Below are 17,208 nucleotides of genomic sequence, written 5' to 3'. Positions count from 1 at the left end.
ATAGGAAGCGGAGTGTAGCAGTTCCTATATGAATTTTTCTCCCCCAACCAAAGGCACTCGCCGCGCCGGAGTGACCTGAATCACAGTCAATAGAAGATGCAGCCCAGGCACACGCCACCCTGGGCGGAGAAAAACCCAGCGTCAGGGCATCGAGCGCCCGGCGTGGTCAGACGTAGTCGAGCCCCCGTGTGCTCAGCCCTACCAGGTCGATATGGGTCGCATTGATGTCCAGGTTGGCCACTGCCACCGTGAACGAGGCATTGGTGTAGGTACCCGATCTGATCAGGCCGGCCAGCGACTGCACCGTGGCGGCGTCGGCCGACGCCCCCACCACGTTGCCGAACAGCAGTACCACCACCTGCTCCGGCGTTGCCGAAGCACCCAGCACCGCATTCAGGCCCAGTTGCGCCAGTTGCAGCTGCGACGTGCCCGAATCCACCACACCGAGCACCGCCCCCACAAGTTCGCGGCTGCCCAACCCTGCCGGACCGACCAGCGCCCCCAGCAGGCGCGCCGTCGTGCCCGCCGCGCCATCCAGGTCCAGCGCCACCGAGCGGTCCGAAAAGCGCACGCGCTCGATCTGCACCAAGGTGTCCGTACCATCGCGGCCCGCAGTGCCATCCACCAGTTGCCAGCCACCATCCTTGCGGGTGAGCGAGTAGCCGCTGCGCGCGCCGTGGGCCACCAAGGTGTCTACACCTCCCGCACCGTTGAATGTCTCGCTGGCCTGCGTGCTGGTAAACACGTCCGGCCCCGCAGTACCACTGGGCTGGCTGGCGAAGTTCAGCGTCGGGCCGTTCGTGGAATTCATGCCCCAGGTCCCGCCCAGGCCATCGCGCCCGTAGATCCAGTCCAGCGCCAGTAGATCAAATGCCTGGAACGTGGTCTTGTAGGGGCCAGCACGTGTGTACGACATGACGGTGTTGTTGGTGTTGTCCTGCGCCGATGGCAACGGCCGCGAGGAGTCGAACGGGTGCGCCAGCCCCAGCGCATGCCCTACCTCGTGCAGCAGCACCTCGTAGCCGGCACCGCCCGCCGTGGGCTGGTTGTTGATGCCGGCATGCTCCACGTTGTCCAGGTACACCACCGACTCCGCATTCAGCTGGGTCAGCGTCTGGCTGCCGTTGTAGCTGTAGTTGTAGAACGTCGATGCCAATCCCGCCGTCGATGCCCCCGGGATATTCGTCGCAACAAAATGGAGGTCCGCCTGGGCCGAGCTGCCCACCTCGGTGAACACGATGCCCGTGACCGCCGCCGCATGCTGCAGTATCTGCCGGGTGGCCTGCTGCTGCGCTGTGTTGAATGCCGTGATCGGACGCCCCGCATCGGAAGCCGCCACGCTGCCGGGGCTTGCGTCAAACGTGTAGTAAAGCACCTTGCGGCCATCGGGGAAGAAGTTCCACGGCGACGGGTTGTCCAGCAGGGCATCGGCCTGCGGATTGCCGGAGTACACGATGCGCTGGAGATCGGAGACGGTGGCCATGGCGGGGCTTTCTTGCGTGTGGTCATCTCCTTCCAAAACCGCCCCAGCCCGCCGTGAAGCAGGCTGCAAGTCAGTGTGAAAAGGCAGGATCTGGCCGCAGGGTGAATCGCTGCACCACTGTATCACCGGCGCCCACACGCCGTTGATACAGAAAACCAATGATCACCATCCGGTGGTGCAGCGAAGTTATCACCCACCGGAGTGCAGACCACCAAAGCAAACGCCGCCCATCCGCAAGGCGGATGGGCGGCGTGAATGCGGTTTTCGGTGCCTTACTTGCCTGCGGGCTTGTCGGCAGAAGGCTTGCCCGGCTGCGGCACAGCCTGGCGAAACAGGTTCTCCAGATCTGCGCGTACCTTTTGGGGGTCCAGACCGGAGGGCGAAGGCGTAGGGGTTTGGTTCGGTGTATTCATGCGCTTACGTTATCACCGTGGCCAGCGTGCCGCCGCATTAACCCTGCAAATGTCTCTGTTAAACGGGCACTGCGGATTGTGAGCCAGGCTAACCCATAGGGCTCAAAAGCAGGGCCAAATTGCTGGAAGACTTCGCCGAAATTGCCTCCATCGCTATCAAAAGCATTGCAAACCTGGCGAAGAGCCACATGGTTGCGAAGAACAATCTGTCACCCCTCAGACAATCGCGACGCAATGCAAAAAGCCCCGGCACCTTGGGTGCCGGGGCTCGAATTGGGCAGGACGCGGACACTTCAAGCGCCTTGCGGCGTCTGCCTGCGCAGTTATTTCGCCAGGTTCCGGAACACCGAAGGGCTCTCCGCCTGGCCCAGGCCGGTGCCTTCGGCAATCGGCAGTTCGCGGGCCACGCTGCTCGACGATACGTTCGCCATCACCGAATTGACCGGCGCCACGCCCACCGACCCATCGGCCAGCACCGTCAGCTCATAAACCGTCCAGACATTGTTGGAGCCGGTATAGGGTGCTGCTGGCGGCGTGAAGGTGTAGGCCTGGCCATTGGAAAGCTCCAGCCGCACGTTGGCATTCGACGTGCCGAGGTTGCCAGAGCCCGCATAGTGGTGCACCGAATAGCGGTAGACGCCCGGGCGCAGCGCGCTGGCTGCGCTGGCCGTGGGCGGGCAGGTCACCGTTTCCGGGCCATAGGACGAGATGTCATCCACATCGAGCGCGCACATGTCGCCGGATGTCTTGGCGCCAAAGTACACATGCCAGCGCGAATTGGCGCTTGCAGCAGGGCCCGTCAGGTGCGAATCCAGGTCGCGCGGGTTCTCACCCCAGGTCAGGATGGTGCGGAACTGGCCGGCAGCCAGCCCGCCCGCGCTGCCGCTGGCCGGCGACAGGGCCACTGCCACCTGGTTGGGGGCGGAGCAGTTGAGCAGCACCGTCTGGTTGGCGGGTGAGTAGTTGGGCGCCGTAGTGGTCACGGTGAAGAAGCCTTGCGCCAGCCCCGCGAAAGAGGCCACGCCCTGTGCATTGGTGGTGGCCGAGCGCGTGCCCAGCGTCACCGACGCATTGGCCAGGGGCTGGTTCGCGCCCCGCAGCGCATCGAACACCGTCACCTGGGCCGTGGCGCACTGCACCGAGCCCGACCCGCCGGTCTGCTGCAGGCCCACCGGCACCAGGTGCAAGGTGGCAGGGTCGAAGCGGAACAGGATGTTGTAGTTGGATTCCACCGTGGTCGTGGTACCCGGCTGTTGCGGGTTGGGAACCGGCACCAGCAGGCGCAGGTTTTCCAGCAGCACGTCCGTCTGGTTGACGCCCGCGCCACGCGTGCCGGAGAAATCGATGACCTGTGCCTGCGCACCAAGCGCCAGGGCGGCGGACGCGGCGACCACTGCGCAACGCGCCCAGCGGGCAATGCCGTATGTGTTCATGAAACCTGCCTCTCGTTGAATGGATCGCGGAGCGTAGGAGATAACTGCCGCCGTGCCAAATCACCGCCAATGCGCAAAAGAACACTTTTACGAACATTAAACCGACAAAGCGTGACAGATTTCGCAAAAACCGCCATTTTTGCAGCGCGGCCTGTTTCAACTTGATGGATGAATCAACGATTGGGAACAATTTTGTGGGCGTCGTCCGTGCACTCTGTCCATACACCGGAACCACGAACGCCAACAACCTGATCCGTTATTTTTACAAAGCACTTGCTTGCTAAAAATAAAGTGTTTTGCTATCGTGCAGAGCATGGAAACCCCCGCTGTCCGGCGCAAACGTCCCTCGCCCCCCCGCCCCCCTGAAGCCCCGCCCACACCTGCCGCCCGCATCCGCAAAACCGCCGTCGGGGTGGCAGAGGAACCCCGGCGCCCGCGCGGCCGCCCGCGCAAGACCGCCGAAGAAGTGGATGACGGCAACCGCCGCCGCAAGCTCATGGACGGCGCGGCCAAGCTGTTCCTGACCAAGGGCTTTGCGGCCACCACCACGCGCGACATCGCTGCGGCGGCGGGCATGCACAGCGGCTCGCCGTTCTACCACTTCGAGAGCAAGGGTGCCCTGCTCCATGCGGTCATGAACGAAGGCATGGTCATGGCCCTGCAAAGCCAGCAGCAGGCGCTGGCCGCCCTGCCGCCCGGTGCCACACCCCGCGAGCAGTTGCAGGTGCTGATCCGCCACCATTTCGAGATATTGCTTGGGCCGCGCAGTGGTTTCATCCCGGTGATGCTGTACGAATGGCGGTCGCTGACGCCCGCGCAGCGCAAGGGGATCGCCCGCGTCAAGGACGCCTACGAGGCCGCCTGGATGCCCACGCTTGAAGCGCTGTCCCGGCTGGGCGCACTGCAGGCCGCCCCCCCAGTGGCACGCCTGTTCCTTTTTGGCGCACTGAACTGGGCCGTGCAGTGGTTTGCCCCCAAGGGTGGCAAGTCGCTGGACGAGTTGACCGGCGAAGCGCTCGCATTGTTCATACGGGAGGCATGAGCCATGTACCAGAGCGTGTTCGCACCAGGACTGCTCGTGGGGCAGGTGGTGATCGTCACCGGCGGCGGCTCGGGCATAGGCCGCTGCACGGCGCACGAGCTGGCGCGGCTGGGTGCGCAGGTGGTGCTGGTCGGGCGCAAGGCCGACAAGCTGCAGGCGGTGCAGGCCGAGATCACGGCGGACGGCGGGCGGGCCTCCTGGCATGCCTGCGACATCCGCTCCGAAGAGGCCGTGGCCATCGTGGTGCAGCAGGCCCTGGCGGAGCATGGCCGCATCGATGCGCTGGTGAACAACGCGGGCGGCCAGTTCATGGCGCCGCTGGCAAGCATCTCCGCCAAGGGCTGGGAGGCGGTGCTGAACACCAACCTCACCGGCGGCTTCCTGATGGCGCGCGAGTGCCACCGGCAGTGGATGCAGGCCCAGGGCGGCAGCATCGTCAACATCGTGGCCGACATGTGGGGCTCCATGCCGGGCATGGGGCACAGCGGCGCAGCGCGCGCCGGCATGGTCAGCTTCACCGAAACCGCCGCCCTTGAATGGGCCGCAAGCGGTGTGCGCGTGAACGCGGTGGCGCCCGGCTACATCGCATCGAGCGGCATGGACAACTACCCGCCCGCCGCTGCCGACATGCTGCGCGCCATGCGCCATACCGTACCCCAGGGGCGCTTCGGCACCGAAGCCGAGGTCTCGGCAGCCATCGTCTTTTTGCTCAGCCCTGCGGCCAGCTTCATCAGCGGCACCACCTTGCGCGTCGATGGCGCACGGCCCCAAGCGCGCCTGGGCTGGCCCATGCAAGTGCCCGATGTGGCAACGCAGCGGCGGCCCGCCGTGCGGCCATTCGAGGGCTTTCACCGCGCGCAAGTGCCGCGCGTGTTTGCAGAGCAGCAGCAACAGCCCCCGGAGGCAGCGCCATGACGGCTTTCGCCTCGCGGTTCAATGCCTCCGCTCCCGACGTGCAGCGGCGGCGCAGCGCCCAACTGGCGCGCCTGGACGCCCTGCGCGCCCTCGAAGACCGCGCTGCGGCCGCCTCGGCCCGCTCGCTGCCGCAGTTCGAGAAACGCGGCCAGTTGCTGCCGCGCCAGCGCGTGGCGCTGCTGCTCGATGCGGGCACGCCCTGGCTGCCCTTGGCCACGCTGGCAGGCTACCTGCAGGACACGAAAGACCCGTCCAAGTCCGTTCCTGGCGGCGGCATCCTCGCCGGCATCGGCATGGTGTCGGGTGTGCGCTGCATGGTGGTGGCCAGCGACTCGGGCATCGAGGCGGGCGCCATCCAGCCCATGGGGCTCGACAAGATCCTGCGGGTGCAGGAGATCGCGCTACAGAGTCGCCTGCCCTTCGTGCACCTGGTCGAAAGCGCGGGGGCCAACCTCATGCGTTACCGGGTCGAGGGCTTCGTGCATGGCGGCAGCCTGTTTCGCAACCTGGCACGGCTGTCGGCAGCCGGCATCCCGGTGATCACCGTGCAGCATGGCTCGGGAACGGCAGGTGGGGCCTACATGCCCGGCCTGTCGGACGTGGTGATCATGGTGCGGGGCCGCTCGCGCGCCTTCCTGGCCGGGCCGCCGTTGCTCAAGGCTGCCACGGGAGAGATCGCCACCGAGGAGGAGCTGGGCGGTGCCGAGATGCACACCAGCATCTCGGGCCTGGGCGAGTACCTGGCACTGGATGACCGCGAGGCCATTGGCATGGCGCGCGCCATCGTCGAGGCATCGGGATGGGCGAACCCTGCTTCAACGTCTGCGGCCCCAGGCCCGACGCTGGCTGCTGATGACCTGCTGGCCCTGATGCCCGACGACCTGCGCCAGCCCGTGGACATGCGCGAGGTGATCGCGCGCCTCGTCGATGGCTCCGAGCTGCTTGAATTCAAGGCGCGGTACGGCATGGCCACCGTCTGCGCCCAGGCGCGCATCGACGGCCGCCCCGTGGGCTTCATCACCAACAACGGGCCCATCGACGTGGCCGGCGCCAACAAGGCGGCGCACTTCATACAGTGGATGTGCCAGCTGGGCCACCCCATCGTCTACCTGCAGAACACCACCGGCTTCATGGTGGGCAAGGACAGCGAACAGGGCGGCATGATCAAGCACGGCAGCAAGATGATCCAGGCCGTGGCCAACGCCACGGTGCCGCAGATCACCATCCAGTGCGGCGCCAGCTTCGGCGCTGGCAACTACGGCATGTGCGGGCGCGGCTATGCGCCGCGCTTCCTGTTCAGCTGGCCTGGCGCCAAGACGGCCGTGATGGGCGGCGAGCAGGCCGCACGCACCATGCAGATCGTGACCGAAGCAGCGCTGGCGCGCAAAGGCATCACACCCGACCCGGCCGAGTCGCAGGCCCAGTTCGACAAGATCGTGGCCATGTTCGAGGCCCAGGCCGATGCCTTCTACACCAGCGGCCTGCTGCTGGACGATGGCGTGATCGACCCGCGCGACACGCGCGCCGTGCTGGCCCTGTGCCTGGCCACCTGCGCCGACGCACAGGCGCGCAGCCTTCATCCCATGCAGTTTGGGGTCGCACGCATGTAGACACCCATCCCCCTTTTTTGCACTGGTCCACACAAAAATCAACGGAGACAAACCATGCAGTTCACGCACGAGCACCGCGAGATCCAGAAGACCCTCAAGCGCTTCATCGACGAGGAGATCAACCCCCATGTGGACGAGTGGGAGGCGGCCGAGATCTTCCCTGCGCACGAGGTCTTCAAGAAGATGGGCAAGCTCGGCCTGCTGGGCCTGTGCAAGCCCGAGGAATACGGCGGCTCGGGCCTGGACTACTCCTACTCTGTGGCCATGGCCGAGACGCTGGGCCACGTGCACTGCGGCGGTGTGCCCATGGCCATCGGTGTGCAGACCGACATGTGCACCCCGGCACTGGCGCGCCACGGCAGCGAGGAGCTCAAGCGCGACTTTCTGGCCCCTGCCATTGCGGGCGACACGGTGGGCTGCATCGGCGTGAGCGAGCCTGCTGCCGGCAGCGATGTATCGGGCATCAAGACCACGGCGCGCAAGGATGGTGACGACTATGTGATCAGCGGCCAGAAGATGTGGATCACCAACAGCCTGCAGGCCGACTGGATGTGCATGCTGGTCAACACCGGCGAAGGCCCTGTGCACCGCAACAAGAGCCTGGTGATGGTGCCCCTGCGCGACGGCCCTGGCGGCCAGCTCACCAAGGGCGTGGAGGTGGCACAGAAGATCCGCAAGATCGGCATGCACAGCAGCGACACGGGGCTGCTCTACTTCGACGAGGTGCGCGTGCCGCAGCGCTACTGCATTGGCGCCGAGGGCCAGGGCTTCATCTACCAGATGCAGCAGTTCCAGGAAGAGCGCCTGTGGTGCGCCTCCAGCACGCTGGAAGCGCTGAACAACTGCATTGGCTGGACCATCGAGTGGGCGCAGGAGCGCAAGCTCTTTGGCGGCGCGCTGGCCGACCAGCAGTGGGTGCAGTTCAAGCTGGCCGAGCTCAAGACCGAGGTGGAGGCCCTGCGCGCCCTCACCTACCGCGCCTGCGAGCTCTACGTGGGCGGGCAGGACGTGCTGGAGCTCGCCTCCATGGCAAAGCTCAAGGCCGGCCGGCTGAACCGCGAGGTGCCCGACACCTGCCTGCAGTTCTGGGGCGGCATGGGCTTCACCCTGGAGAACAAGGTCTCGCGCATGTACCGTGACGGGCGCCTGGCCTCCATCGGCGGCGGGGCCGACGAGGTGATGCTGGGCATTTTGGCCAAGACCATGGGCATTGCCAAGCGGCCCATGGCCCACTGAGCGCAGGCCCAAGCATGCACGACGCCCTGTTGATCGACCGCGCGCCGCTGGGTGCCGGCCTTTTTTGCGAGACCTGGACCCTGAACGACCCGGCCAGCCGCAATGCGCTGACCGATGCCCTGGTGGACGCCCTGCTGAACGCCTGCACACACGCCCAGAGCGACACCGCACTGCGCGGCGTGGTGCTGCGCGGCGCAGGCGGGCATTTCTGCGCAGGCGGCAGCCTGGGCGGCTTTGCCAAGGCCATCGGCCAGCCGCTCGATGCCGGCGTGCCCGACCCGCTGGTGCCACTCAACCGCCGCTTCGGCAACCTGCTGCAGGCGCTGTGCGACCTGCCCCAGTGGCTGGTGGTGGCCGTAGAAGGTGCGGCCATGGGCGGCGGCCTGGGCCTCGCCTGCTGCGGCGACCTGGTGCTGGCGGATGCGGGCGCCCAGTTCGGTGCGCCTGAAGTCACCCTGGGGTTGGTGCCCGCTCAGATTGCGCCCTTCGTGGTGCGGAGGCTCGGGCCTGCGGCGGCCCGGCGCTGGCTGCTGTCGGGCGTACGCAGCGGGGCGGCCGCCGCACAGCAGGCGGGTCTGGTAGATGAAGTCATCGAGGGCGCGATGGATGGCGCTGTGCAGGCCGCCGTGCAGCGCCTGGCCACCACCGCACCCCAGGCCATTGCGGCCACAAAGCACCTGCTGCTGCAGGTGCAGAGCGCCCTGCCGCTGCCCGCCCTGCTCGACGATGCCGCCCACCTGTTTGCCCGCGCCTTGCGCGGACCGGAGGCCCCGCAGGGCCTGGCCGCCTTCACGGCCCGCAAGGCACCACCCTGGAACCCTGCGGCATGAAAAAATACTGATTGCCAATCGCGGAGAGATCGCCAGGCGCATCACACACACCGCACACGCCATGGGCATCGCCACCGTGGCCGTGTACTCCGAGCCCGATGCCCATGCCCTGCATGTGCGCGAGGCCACGCAAGCCGTGGCGCTGGGCGGCAGCGCCAGTGCCGACAGCTACCTGCGCATCGACAAGCTGCTGGCGGCAGCACGAGCCACCGGTGCGGACGCCGTTCACCCGGGCTATGGCTTTCTCAGCGAGAACGCAGAGTTCGCGCAGGCTGTTGCCGATGCGGGCCTGGTCTGGATTGGCCCATCGGCCGGCGCCATACGCGCGCTGGGCAGCAAGGCTGGCGCCAAGGCGCTGGCCCAGGCGCAGGGCGTGCCCTGCCTGCCGGGCTACGCGGGGGACGACCAGAGCGACGAGCGCTTTGCTACCGAAGCCGCGCGCATCGGCTTTCCCCTGATGGTGAAGGCCGTGGCCGGTGGCGGCGGGCGCGGCATGCGGCTGGTGGTCGACGCCGCCCAGTTGCCCACAGCCCTGGCCAGCGCACGCTCCGAAGCGCTGGCGGGCTTTGGCAATGGCGACCTGCTGATCGAGCGCGCACTGCTCAATCCGCGCCATGTGGAGGTGCAGGTGTTTGCCGATGCGCAGGGCCACTGCATCCACCTGGGCGAGCGCGATTGCTCGGTGCAACGGCGCCACCAGAAACTGATCGAAGAATCGCCGAGCCCCGCTGTGGACATGGCCCTGCGTGAGCGCATGGGCGCCTGTGCTGTGGCGCTGGCCCAGGCGGCAGGGTACGTGGGTGCCGGCACCGTTGAGTTTCTGCTCGACGATTCAGACCAGCAAGGCAGCTTCTACCTGATGGAGATGAACACCCGCCTGCAGGTGGAGCACCCCGTGACCGAGGCGCTCACGGGCCTGGACCTGGTGGAGTGGCAGATCCGCGTGGCACGTGGCGAGCCGTTGCCGCTGGCGCAGCACCAGGTGGCACTGCAGGGCCACGCCATCGAAGTGCGGTTGTGCGCGGAAGACGCGCACTTCACGCCTCACACCGGGCGCGTGCTGCACTTCGCCGCGCCGTCGGCCACCTCTTTCGAACGTGCGCTCCTGGGCGGGTTGCGCTTTGACCATGCGCTGGAGGAAGGCACCGAGGTCACGCCCCACTACGACGCCATGCTGGGCAAGCTCATCGTGCATGCCGCCACGCGCGGCGAAGCCATCGATGCACTGGTGCGTGCGTTGGAGGGAACCGCGCTGCTCGGGTTGCCCAGCAACCGCGCCTTTCTGGCAGCGTGCCTGGGCCACCCGCAGTTCCGCGCCGGGCAGGCACGCGTGCCCTTTCTCGCGCACGAGGGCGATGCACTGCGCGCCGCACTGCGCCTGCAGGCACAGGCCGCCTTGTTGCCCAGCGCCATGGCCGCCTTGTTCCCGCCCCGCACTACCACCCTGCCCTGCAGCTTTGCGCGCCCCATGCGGCTGCGCCACCAGGGCGAGGTGCTGCCGCTGGCCGTGCGTGAATTGGGCCCTGGAAAGCTGCGCGTTGAACAACCAGGTACTGGGCCGGAATCCGTCGGCATGCACCTCACGCCGCTGCCCGACGGGCGCGTGCAATGCGCCGTGGAGGGCGTGGCACACACCGTGCGCATGGCGGCGGTGGGCCCGCACCGGTGGCACTGGCAAGCTGGTGGTGTGGATGGCTGGGTGGAAGATGCCTCTTGGGAACCCGCCGCACGCGCAGGCGCGGCAGGCGGTGCCAACGAACTGCGAGCCCCCTTCAACGGGCGCGTGGTGGCAGTGCCCGTGTCTGCTGGCGAGGCCTTGCAGGCAGGTGCCACGGTGGTGGTGCTCGAATCCATGAAGCTCGAACACAGCCTGGCCTGCCCCACGGCAGCCACGGTGGCAGAGCTGCTGGTGGCGCCGGGCCAGCAGGTGGCGCCAGGCCAGGTGCTGGCGCGTTTTGCAACGCAGGAGGCTTGAGACCATGCGTGTCCCGACGGCTGACGAGCTGCGCGCAGACCGCGCCGCGCTGACCGGCACAGTCACGCGCTTTGCCCGCACCGAGATCGCCCCGCATGTGGACGCCTGGGACGCGGCGGGTGAATTCCCCCGCACGCTATACCGCCGCGCGGGAGACCTCGGCCTGCTGGGCCTGGGCTACCCCGAGCAGTACGGCGGCACACCCGCCAGCTATGCGCTGCGCCTGCCGCTGTGGCAGGCCCTGTGCCGCTATGGCACCAGCGGGGGCGTGCTGGCCAGCCTGCTCTCGCACAACATCGGGCTGCCCCCCGTGCTGGCGCATGGCAGCGATGCCGTGCGCAACGAAGTGATCCCGTCCGTGCTGGCGGGCGAGCGCATTGCGGCGCTGGCCATCACCGAGCCGGGCGGTGGTTCCGACGTGGCGCAACTGGCCACCACCGCGCGGCGCGAGGGCGATGAGTACGTGGTCAATGGCGAAAAGGTGTTCATCACCTCGGGCATGCGCGCCGACTGGATCACCGTGGCGGTGCGCACGGGCGAGGCCGGCAGCCGGGGCAGCGGCGGCATATCGATGCTGCTGCTGCCCGGCGATAGTGCCGGCCTGTCGCGCAGCGCCCTGGCCAAGATGGGCTGGCTGTGCTCCGACACCGCGCACCTGCGCTTTGACAACGTGCGCGTGCCAGCACGCTACCTGCTGGGGGCCGAGGGCGACGGGTTTCGCATGATCATGGGCAACTTCAACGCCGAGCGCTTTGGCCTCGCCGCATCGGCCCTGGGCTTTGCCGAGGCTTGCTACGACGAGGCTTTGGCCTGGGCGCGCCAGCGCAAAACCTTTGGCGCGCCGCTGGTGGCGCGCCAGGTGATACGCCACAAGCTGGTGGACATGCAGATGCGCATTCACTCCACTGCCGCCTGGCTCGAATCGGTGGCTGCGCAGGCCGATGCGGGCCACACCGGCGCCGAATGGGTGGCCCAGGTCTGCATGCTCAAGAACCACGCCACGCAAACCATGCAGTTCTGCGCCGACCAGGCCGTGCAGATACTGGGCGGCATGGGCTACATGCGCGGCACCGTCAGCGAACGCATCTACCGCGAGGTCAAGGTCATGATGATCGGCGGCGGTGCCGAGGAAATCATGAAGGACCTGGCGGCCCGCCAGCTCGGAATCTGAGGACCCCAACCATGACGACGACCCGCTCCGACAAAGCCATCATCACCTGCGCCATCACCGGCGTGCTGACCGACCCCATGCAGCACCACGTGCCTGTGACGCCCGAGCAACTGGCGCGCGAGGCGCGCCGCGCGGTGGATGCCGGCGCCGCCGTGGTGCACGTGCATTTTCGCCAGCAGGAGGCCGGCAAGGGCCACCTGCCCTCTTGGGACCCACAGGTTGCCCGCGACTGCGTGCAGGCCATGCGCGAGGAATGCCCCGGCCTCATCATCAACCAGACCACCGGCGTGGTGGGCCCGCACTACCAGGGCCCGCTGGACTGCCTGCGCGCCACCCGGCCCGAGATGGCCGCCTGCAACGCCGGCTCGCTCAACTACCTGAAAGTGCGCAGCAACGGCACCTGGGCCTGGCCACCCATGCTCTTCGACAACCAGCCCGCCAAGGTGAAAGACTTCATCGATGTGATGCTGGAGACAGGCACCCTGCCCGAGTTCGAATGCTTCGACGTGGGCATCGTGCGCTGCGTGGAGATGTATGTGCAGACCGGCATGTACACCGAGCGCCTGCCCGAATACAACTTCGTGATGGGGGTCGAATCGGGCATGCCGGCAGACCCGGACCTGCTGCCCATATTGCTCAAGCTCAAGATCAAGGATGCGCCCTGGCAGGCCACCGTGATCGGTCGGCAGGAGATATGGCCGGTGCACCAGCGTGTGGCCGAGCTGGGCGGCCACTTGCGCACGGGGCTGGAGGACACGTTCTATTTACCCGATGGCAGCAAGGCCACCTCGAACGGGCCGCTGATCGCGCAACTGGCCCAGGCGGCACGCAATGCAGGGCGCAGCGTGGCGTCGCCGCAGGAGGCGCGGGAGCTACTGGGCTTGCAAGCGACGACCACTGCTTGACGTGGGCCGGCTGCCCACGGCCTTAGGCCAGCGGCCCGGCAGCGATGTGCCGTCCTCAGACCAGCAAAGCACCGGCGTCGACGCCCACCAACTGCACGATGGCTGCGTCGATCGGCTGGTGCTCCGCCGCCGAACTCCAGGCTGCGGCGCCTGCAGGCGCACCCTTGGGCGAAGGGACGCCGTTGGCCGAGTTGGTCGAGTACATGTAGGCCTCTGCGATCTCCTTGGCCCATGCCGCGGCGGGGGCGTTGTAGACGGCCAGGTCGCCGGTGGCGTTTTCCAGGCCGAGCAGGGCATGGCCCAGTTGCACGGCCACGATGCCCACATTCTCCTTGCCTATGGCGTCGAGGTAAGAGACCAACGCGCCTTGCAGGCCAACGTCGTACGACATACCCATGTTGGTCACGATCTTCAGCGCCAGGGCCCCCGTCGTCAGGTGCTGGTAGTTGGCGCCGAACTGGAAGGCGTAGGCCTCCCAGCTTTGCGGCGTGGCACCAGCAGCCATCTTCTGCTGGTAGAAAGTCGTGCTCGAAGGGGACTGGTCGTTGAACGCACGGTTCAGAATGCTGACTTCGAGTTCGGCAGAGAGGACAACGGCCACAAACAGCTCCCAATTTGGTGAAATGCGCAAAGCATAGGGCCTATGTGCCGGCGGTTACAAGAAAACATTGCTCGCCAATTTGGGCAATGGACATTCCTCCGCGTAGTCGCCCCAACCCTTGGAGATGGGGCTTTTGCAGATGCCGCATGCCGCCCCCACCCTGACCTAACCCGCCAACCCTCCCAGGATGGCCGAATTGCCAACCGCTACACCACGCGTTCCGGGGGGAACGGCAGTTCGCCTGTCGAAGGCCGGGCCGCTGAACGACTGCGTCGAGAGAAACTTCCCGGTAGTCGCGACACGCACCACCGTGCCCGCAGCAATGGTCTCCTGGGCAATGCCAAGAATGGAGGCGGCTTGGGGAACGGATAGATGGATCGTTGCCGCGCCGGTGGATGGTTGCCCGCACACCACACTCCCAAGCATCCCGTTGGACAGGACTTCGGTCCAGGCATACGACAGAGGGTATGAACTGGATGTGCTCAAGGTGAGCGTGTTTTCGACGGTCGACAGGTCGGCACTCCAACTGCTCAGCACGACGGTGAACCCGCCGCCGACCAGATGCGAAACCATGACCGGCCCATTGCCCGCACGGTCAATCAGCATGAACGGTGCAAAACCGGCCGCCACGGACTGCCGCAGGCTGGCCCCCGCATTGTCGTACTCGTACAACTGCCCTCCCACCGCCAGCCAGAAGCCGCCAAACTGGCGGGGGCAGATGCACACCGCGTTCGGCATCCCCGCAGCACCTGTGGCCACCAATAGCGTAGAGAGAAAATTGCCAATAGCGTCGTACAAGCGCACCGCCGCGCTGGTATTGATAGCAGGATCAACAAAGACCAGATTGCCATTGCTCAATTCCATGGCATTGCGCTCGGCGGGACTCACCGAACGATTGGGGGAACCCGTTGCCAACGTATTCAGTTCCCCTTGCTGCGTGCCATTGGCCGCAAAGCGTACAAACTTGTAGGCAGTCGCGGCCGCGTACCTGTAGTAGTGCAGTACAAAGCCGCCCGACGCCAGTGCCAGTACACCGACGTGCGTGGACGATGACCCCGCTTCCACCACGACCTCAGCGCCCTGCAGCAAACCTGCCGCGTTGAAGCGTTTGAAAGCGAAATCATTGGACCCGCTCTTGCCATAGGCCAACACGACGTCACCCCCGTTCAAGGTGGCAACGTTCCAAGTGGATATATCGCTGTTCGCCAGAGGGGCGACAGTCACCTCGGGTGCCACGACTGCCCCGGTGGCCGCCGAATGGATTGCCAGCTTGAGCGTTGCACCCTCGACCCACAACACGGCAATGTTGTCGGCGCCTGCCCGCGCAAGCCGAGTTCCCACAACCCCCGTCGCCGCCGCCACCACCACCCGAGATGACAAAGGCACTCGGAGGGGGCCGTAGATACGCAGGTTGACCCCCGTGTCCGACTGGGAGCCGTTTCCGCTATACACCACCGCAAAATTGCCATTGTCCAGGGCGACTATCGAGCGGAACATCTGCGCATTGAAACCGCTGCGCCCCCATGCGGTACCGCTGGCCTCCACAGCCGCTGGTGGCACCAGCGCAGTCACGCCGCTGGCAGAGTTTTGCAAGGCCAGCGGCACACCGTCGGCGGCGCGCCGCACAAACCCACCCGTTCCCAGCTTGGCATAGTCGCCAGCGGCCAATGCCGTTTCGGCCATGACCGTTACCGCCTGGTTTTGCGCATCTACACCCGATACGAGATGACGTCCCATGCTGCACATTTCCTTTCCAGGGCATTGCCCGCAATCCGGGCACACCGCCCGTAAGGCAATGTCCGCGACGGCGCGTTGCGTTGAAAGGAGGGGCATATATGCGGCACCGGGCCCAGGGCCCGAATTTGCTGCCCGCCATGCCTGGCAGGCGCGCAGCCGTGCCACCGCCTCTCTGGACGGGCTCGGTGCTGCGCCGATGAAGCTATGGGCCCGGTTGATCGCCGCGGACCGGCTACCCACCTGCCACCGCGTCTCGGTCAGATCACCTGCAGAGCCTTGAGCATGGGCACCTGCTTTTGCGCGAAGGCGTTGGCCAGCTCAATCAGCTCGGCCAGATTCTCCTCCGGGGTTTCCAGCGCCTGTCCGGACTTGACCAACTTTTGCCCTTGCAGGCTCAGAATCTGCCACGCCAGTTGCGCCCACTCGGCCGGTTGCTTCTTGCCCTGGGCCAGCGCGAGCAAAAAGAACTGGTGCGTACGGCTGACCGCAATGCCACCGCCCGTCACCGGGCTGGCCAGAAAGCCCACATCGTTGCTGCCCCGCGACTGATTGGCCAGCCAGGTGTTGAGCTTGTCGGTGGCCTTGCGCAGCTTGGGCGCCACCGTGTCGTCCTGCGCGGGGGCCAGATGCCCGGCGCCGGCCAGAACCATCACGCTCTGCTGAATTTGCGCAAAACTGATGCCCTTGCCCTGCAGGGCTTGCTCAATTTGCCCCAGCGTGCGCGGCTTGTGGTCGGCCAGCAGGTCGAGCAGAGGGGCATAGATTGCTTCAGTCAGCGTAACCTCGCCCACCCCGCCCGTCATCGTGAGGGACACATCCGGGCGGTAGGCCACCAGCACCACCTTGATCAGGCGCAGCGCTTCGGCCTGGTCAATGGCATTGAGCTTGCGCGCGCCCTTGACCCAGTAGTCACGCCGAAACTGCTGGTTGACGATGAAATCCCGCGTGCTCTCGCGCAGGTTGGCATCGGGGATACTCTTCAAAAACTGCTGCTGCTCGGCATTGAGGTTGAGCGCGTCGACCTGCTCCGACGGGTGGGCCGTGCAGGCAAACTGCAGCTTGGCAGGCTCCAGCCACTCGGCCATGGTGGCAAAGTGCATGGGCATCCAGTCGCGGTTGAAATACTCATGCGCAAGGTACTGCTTGGGCATGGTCTTGAGGCGGGTCATGCGGTCCGCGATGCTCGTGTTCACCCGGCTGTAGAGCGGGTTGGTGGCCAGCAGCTTCTCGGCAAAATCCACCGCACCGTCGATGCGGTTCAGGGTGCCATTGCCCTCGGCACCCATCACGGCCGCATGCTGCGACAGCAGGTGCCGCATGGGCGCAAAGGCCGCCCAGCCGGGCAAGGTGTTGTAGCTGATGTACAGAACGCCGCCCACCTTGAGCCGCGCGCGGATGAACTCCACAATCACGGCCCGGTTCTCGTCGCTGATCCAGCTCCAGATGCCGTGCAGGCCGATGTAATCGAACTGCGGCAGGTCGGTGCGGCGGGCAAATTCGTCAAAGGCCTGGTCGTACAGGCGCGCCCCCGAGCCGGACACAGCGGCCAGTTGCTGGGCATAACCGGCTTGCGCAGGGTTGAAGTCCGTGCCATGCCACTCGACCACGCTGGCCGCCGCATGCATGCCCACGCTCAGGCCCTGGCCAAAGCCCAGCTCGCAGGCGGTGCCCACGTCGGGAAACACCAGGCCCTGGTTCAGAAATGCCAGTTTGACCCGCAGCGGGTTGAGCTCGGGGTAGTAGCCATAGGTATAGCCAATGTCGGCCACGTAGCCGGCGGTCCAGTCTGACATGCGGTGCCACTCCTTGTTGAAGGCCTGCATTTTTACACGCGCCATCGCGCCCCATGCGAGGCTG

At 66.3% G+C, this 17,208-nt stretch carries 13 protein-coding genes; 8 read left to right on the top strand and 5 right to left on the bottom strand.

Translation table 11 applies throughout. From position 1 onward, the window contains the following. Positions 1-166: 166 nt before the first annotated feature. Together ACSQ3Y_RS05760 and ACSQ3Y_RS05755 are read right to left on the bottom strand one after the other, a co-directional pair. Complete coding sequence (locus ACSQ3Y_RS05760) at positions 167-1,483, bottom strand: M12 family metallo-peptidase (RefSeq protein WP_436176698.1); 1,317 nt, start codon at positions 1,481-1,483, stop codon at positions 167-169. A gap of 736 nt (positions 1,484-2,219) precedes the next feature. After that, positions 2,220-3,329: a carboxypeptidase regulatory-like domain-containing protein gene (locus tag ACSQ3Y_RS05755; protein WP_057266349.1), complete on the bottom strand. Its 1,110-nt coding sequence runs from the start codon at positions 3,327-3,329 to the stop codon at positions 2,220-2,222. A gap of 313 nt (positions 3,330-3,642) precedes the next feature. On the opposite strand from ACSQ3Y_RS05755, the gene ACSQ3Y_RS05750 reads away from it, so the two are divergent. From ACSQ3Y_RS05750 to ACSQ3Y_RS05715, 8 genes are read left to right on the top strand one after another with little or no spacing between them, the layout of a single operon-like run. After that, a complete protein-coding gene (locus ACSQ3Y_RS05750; RefSeq protein ID WP_436176697.1) occupies positions 3,643-4,371 on the top strand; it encodes a TetR family transcriptional regulator in 729 nt (242 codons plus the stop codon). A gap of 3 nt (positions 4,372-4,374) precedes the next feature. Beyond that, positions 4,375-5,286: an SDR family oxidoreductase gene (locus ACSQ3Y_RS05745; protein ID WP_436176696.1), complete on the top strand. Its 912-nt coding sequence runs from the start codon at positions 4,375-4,377 to the stop codon at positions 5,284-5,286. Further along, positions 5,283-6,896, top strand: a complete 1,614-nt coding sequence (locus tag ACSQ3Y_RS05740) for an acyl-CoA carboxylase subunit beta (protein ID WP_436176695.1) — start codon at positions 5,283-5,285, stop codon at positions 6,894-6,896. The genes ACSQ3Y_RS05745 and ACSQ3Y_RS05740 overlap by 4 nt, the downstream gene beginning before the upstream one ends. Positions 6,897-6,950: 54 nt before the next feature. After that, positions 6,951-8,132, top strand: coding sequence for an acyl-CoA dehydrogenase family protein (locus tag ACSQ3Y_RS05735; RefSeq protein WP_436176694.1), 1,182 nt, complete (start codon positions 6,951-6,953; stop codon positions 8,130-8,132). A gap of 14 nt (positions 8,133-8,146) precedes the next feature. Beyond that, positions 8,147-8,962 (top strand): enoyl-CoA hydratase/isomerase family protein, encoded by an 816-nt coding sequence (locus ACSQ3Y_RS05730; protein ID WP_436176693.1) that lies wholly within the window; start codon positions 8,147-8,149, stop codon positions 8,960-8,962. Next, positions 8,952-10,937, top strand: a complete 1,986-nt coding sequence (locus tag ACSQ3Y_RS05725; protein WP_436180088.1) for a biotin carboxylase N-terminal domain-containing protein — start codon at positions 8,952-8,954, stop codon at positions 10,935-10,937. Before ACSQ3Y_RS05730 ends, ACSQ3Y_RS05725 begins: the two co-directional genes overlap by 11 nt. Before the next feature lie 4 nt (positions 10,938-10,941). Then, positions 10,942-12,108 carry an acyl-CoA dehydrogenase family protein gene (locus ACSQ3Y_RS05720; protein ID WP_436176692.1) on the top strand — a complete coding sequence of 389 codons (1,167 nt, stop codon included), beginning with the start codon at positions 10,942-10,944 and terminating at the stop codon, positions 12,106-12,108. An 11-nt stretch (positions 12,109-12,119) separates the two neighbouring features. Continuing rightward, positions 12,120-13,013, top strand: a complete 894-nt coding sequence (locus ACSQ3Y_RS05715; protein WP_436176691.1) for a 3-keto-5-aminohexanoate cleavage protein — start codon at positions 12,120-12,122, stop codon at positions 13,011-13,013. Positions 13,014-13,068: 55 nt separating this feature from the next. Here the strand turns inward: ACSQ3Y_RS05715 and ACSQ3Y_RS05710 are convergent, their stop codons facing one another. From ACSQ3Y_RS05710 to ACSQ3Y_RS05700, 3 genes are all read right to left on the bottom strand, one after another. Next, positions 13,069-13,614 carry a hypothetical protein gene (locus ACSQ3Y_RS05710; protein WP_436176690.1) on the bottom strand — a complete coding sequence of 182 codons (546 nt, stop codon included), beginning with the start codon at positions 13,612-13,614 and terminating at the stop codon, positions 13,069-13,071. A 165-nt stretch (positions 13,615-13,779) separates the two neighbouring features. Then, positions 13,780-15,351, bottom strand: a complete 1,572-nt coding sequence (locus tag ACSQ3Y_RS05705) for a hypothetical protein (RefSeq protein WP_436176689.1) — start codon at positions 15,349-15,351, stop codon at positions 13,780-13,782. A gap of 257 nt (positions 15,352-15,608) precedes the next feature. Then, positions 15,609-17,144, bottom strand: a complete 1,536-nt coding sequence (locus ACSQ3Y_RS05700) for a class I SAM-dependent methyltransferase (protein WP_436176688.1) — start codon at positions 17,142-17,144, stop codon at positions 15,609-15,611. Positions 17,145-17,208: the final 64 nt, after the last annotated feature.

This window comes from Acidovorax sp. LjRoot66 (assembly GCF_964253305.1).
Classification (GTDB): Bacteria; Pseudomonadota; Gammaproteobacteria; order Burkholderiales; family Burkholderiaceae_C; genus Acidovorax.
The sequence above is the reverse complement of the archived record's forward strand: the minus strand, read 5'-3'. Positions and strand labels throughout refer to the sequence as shown.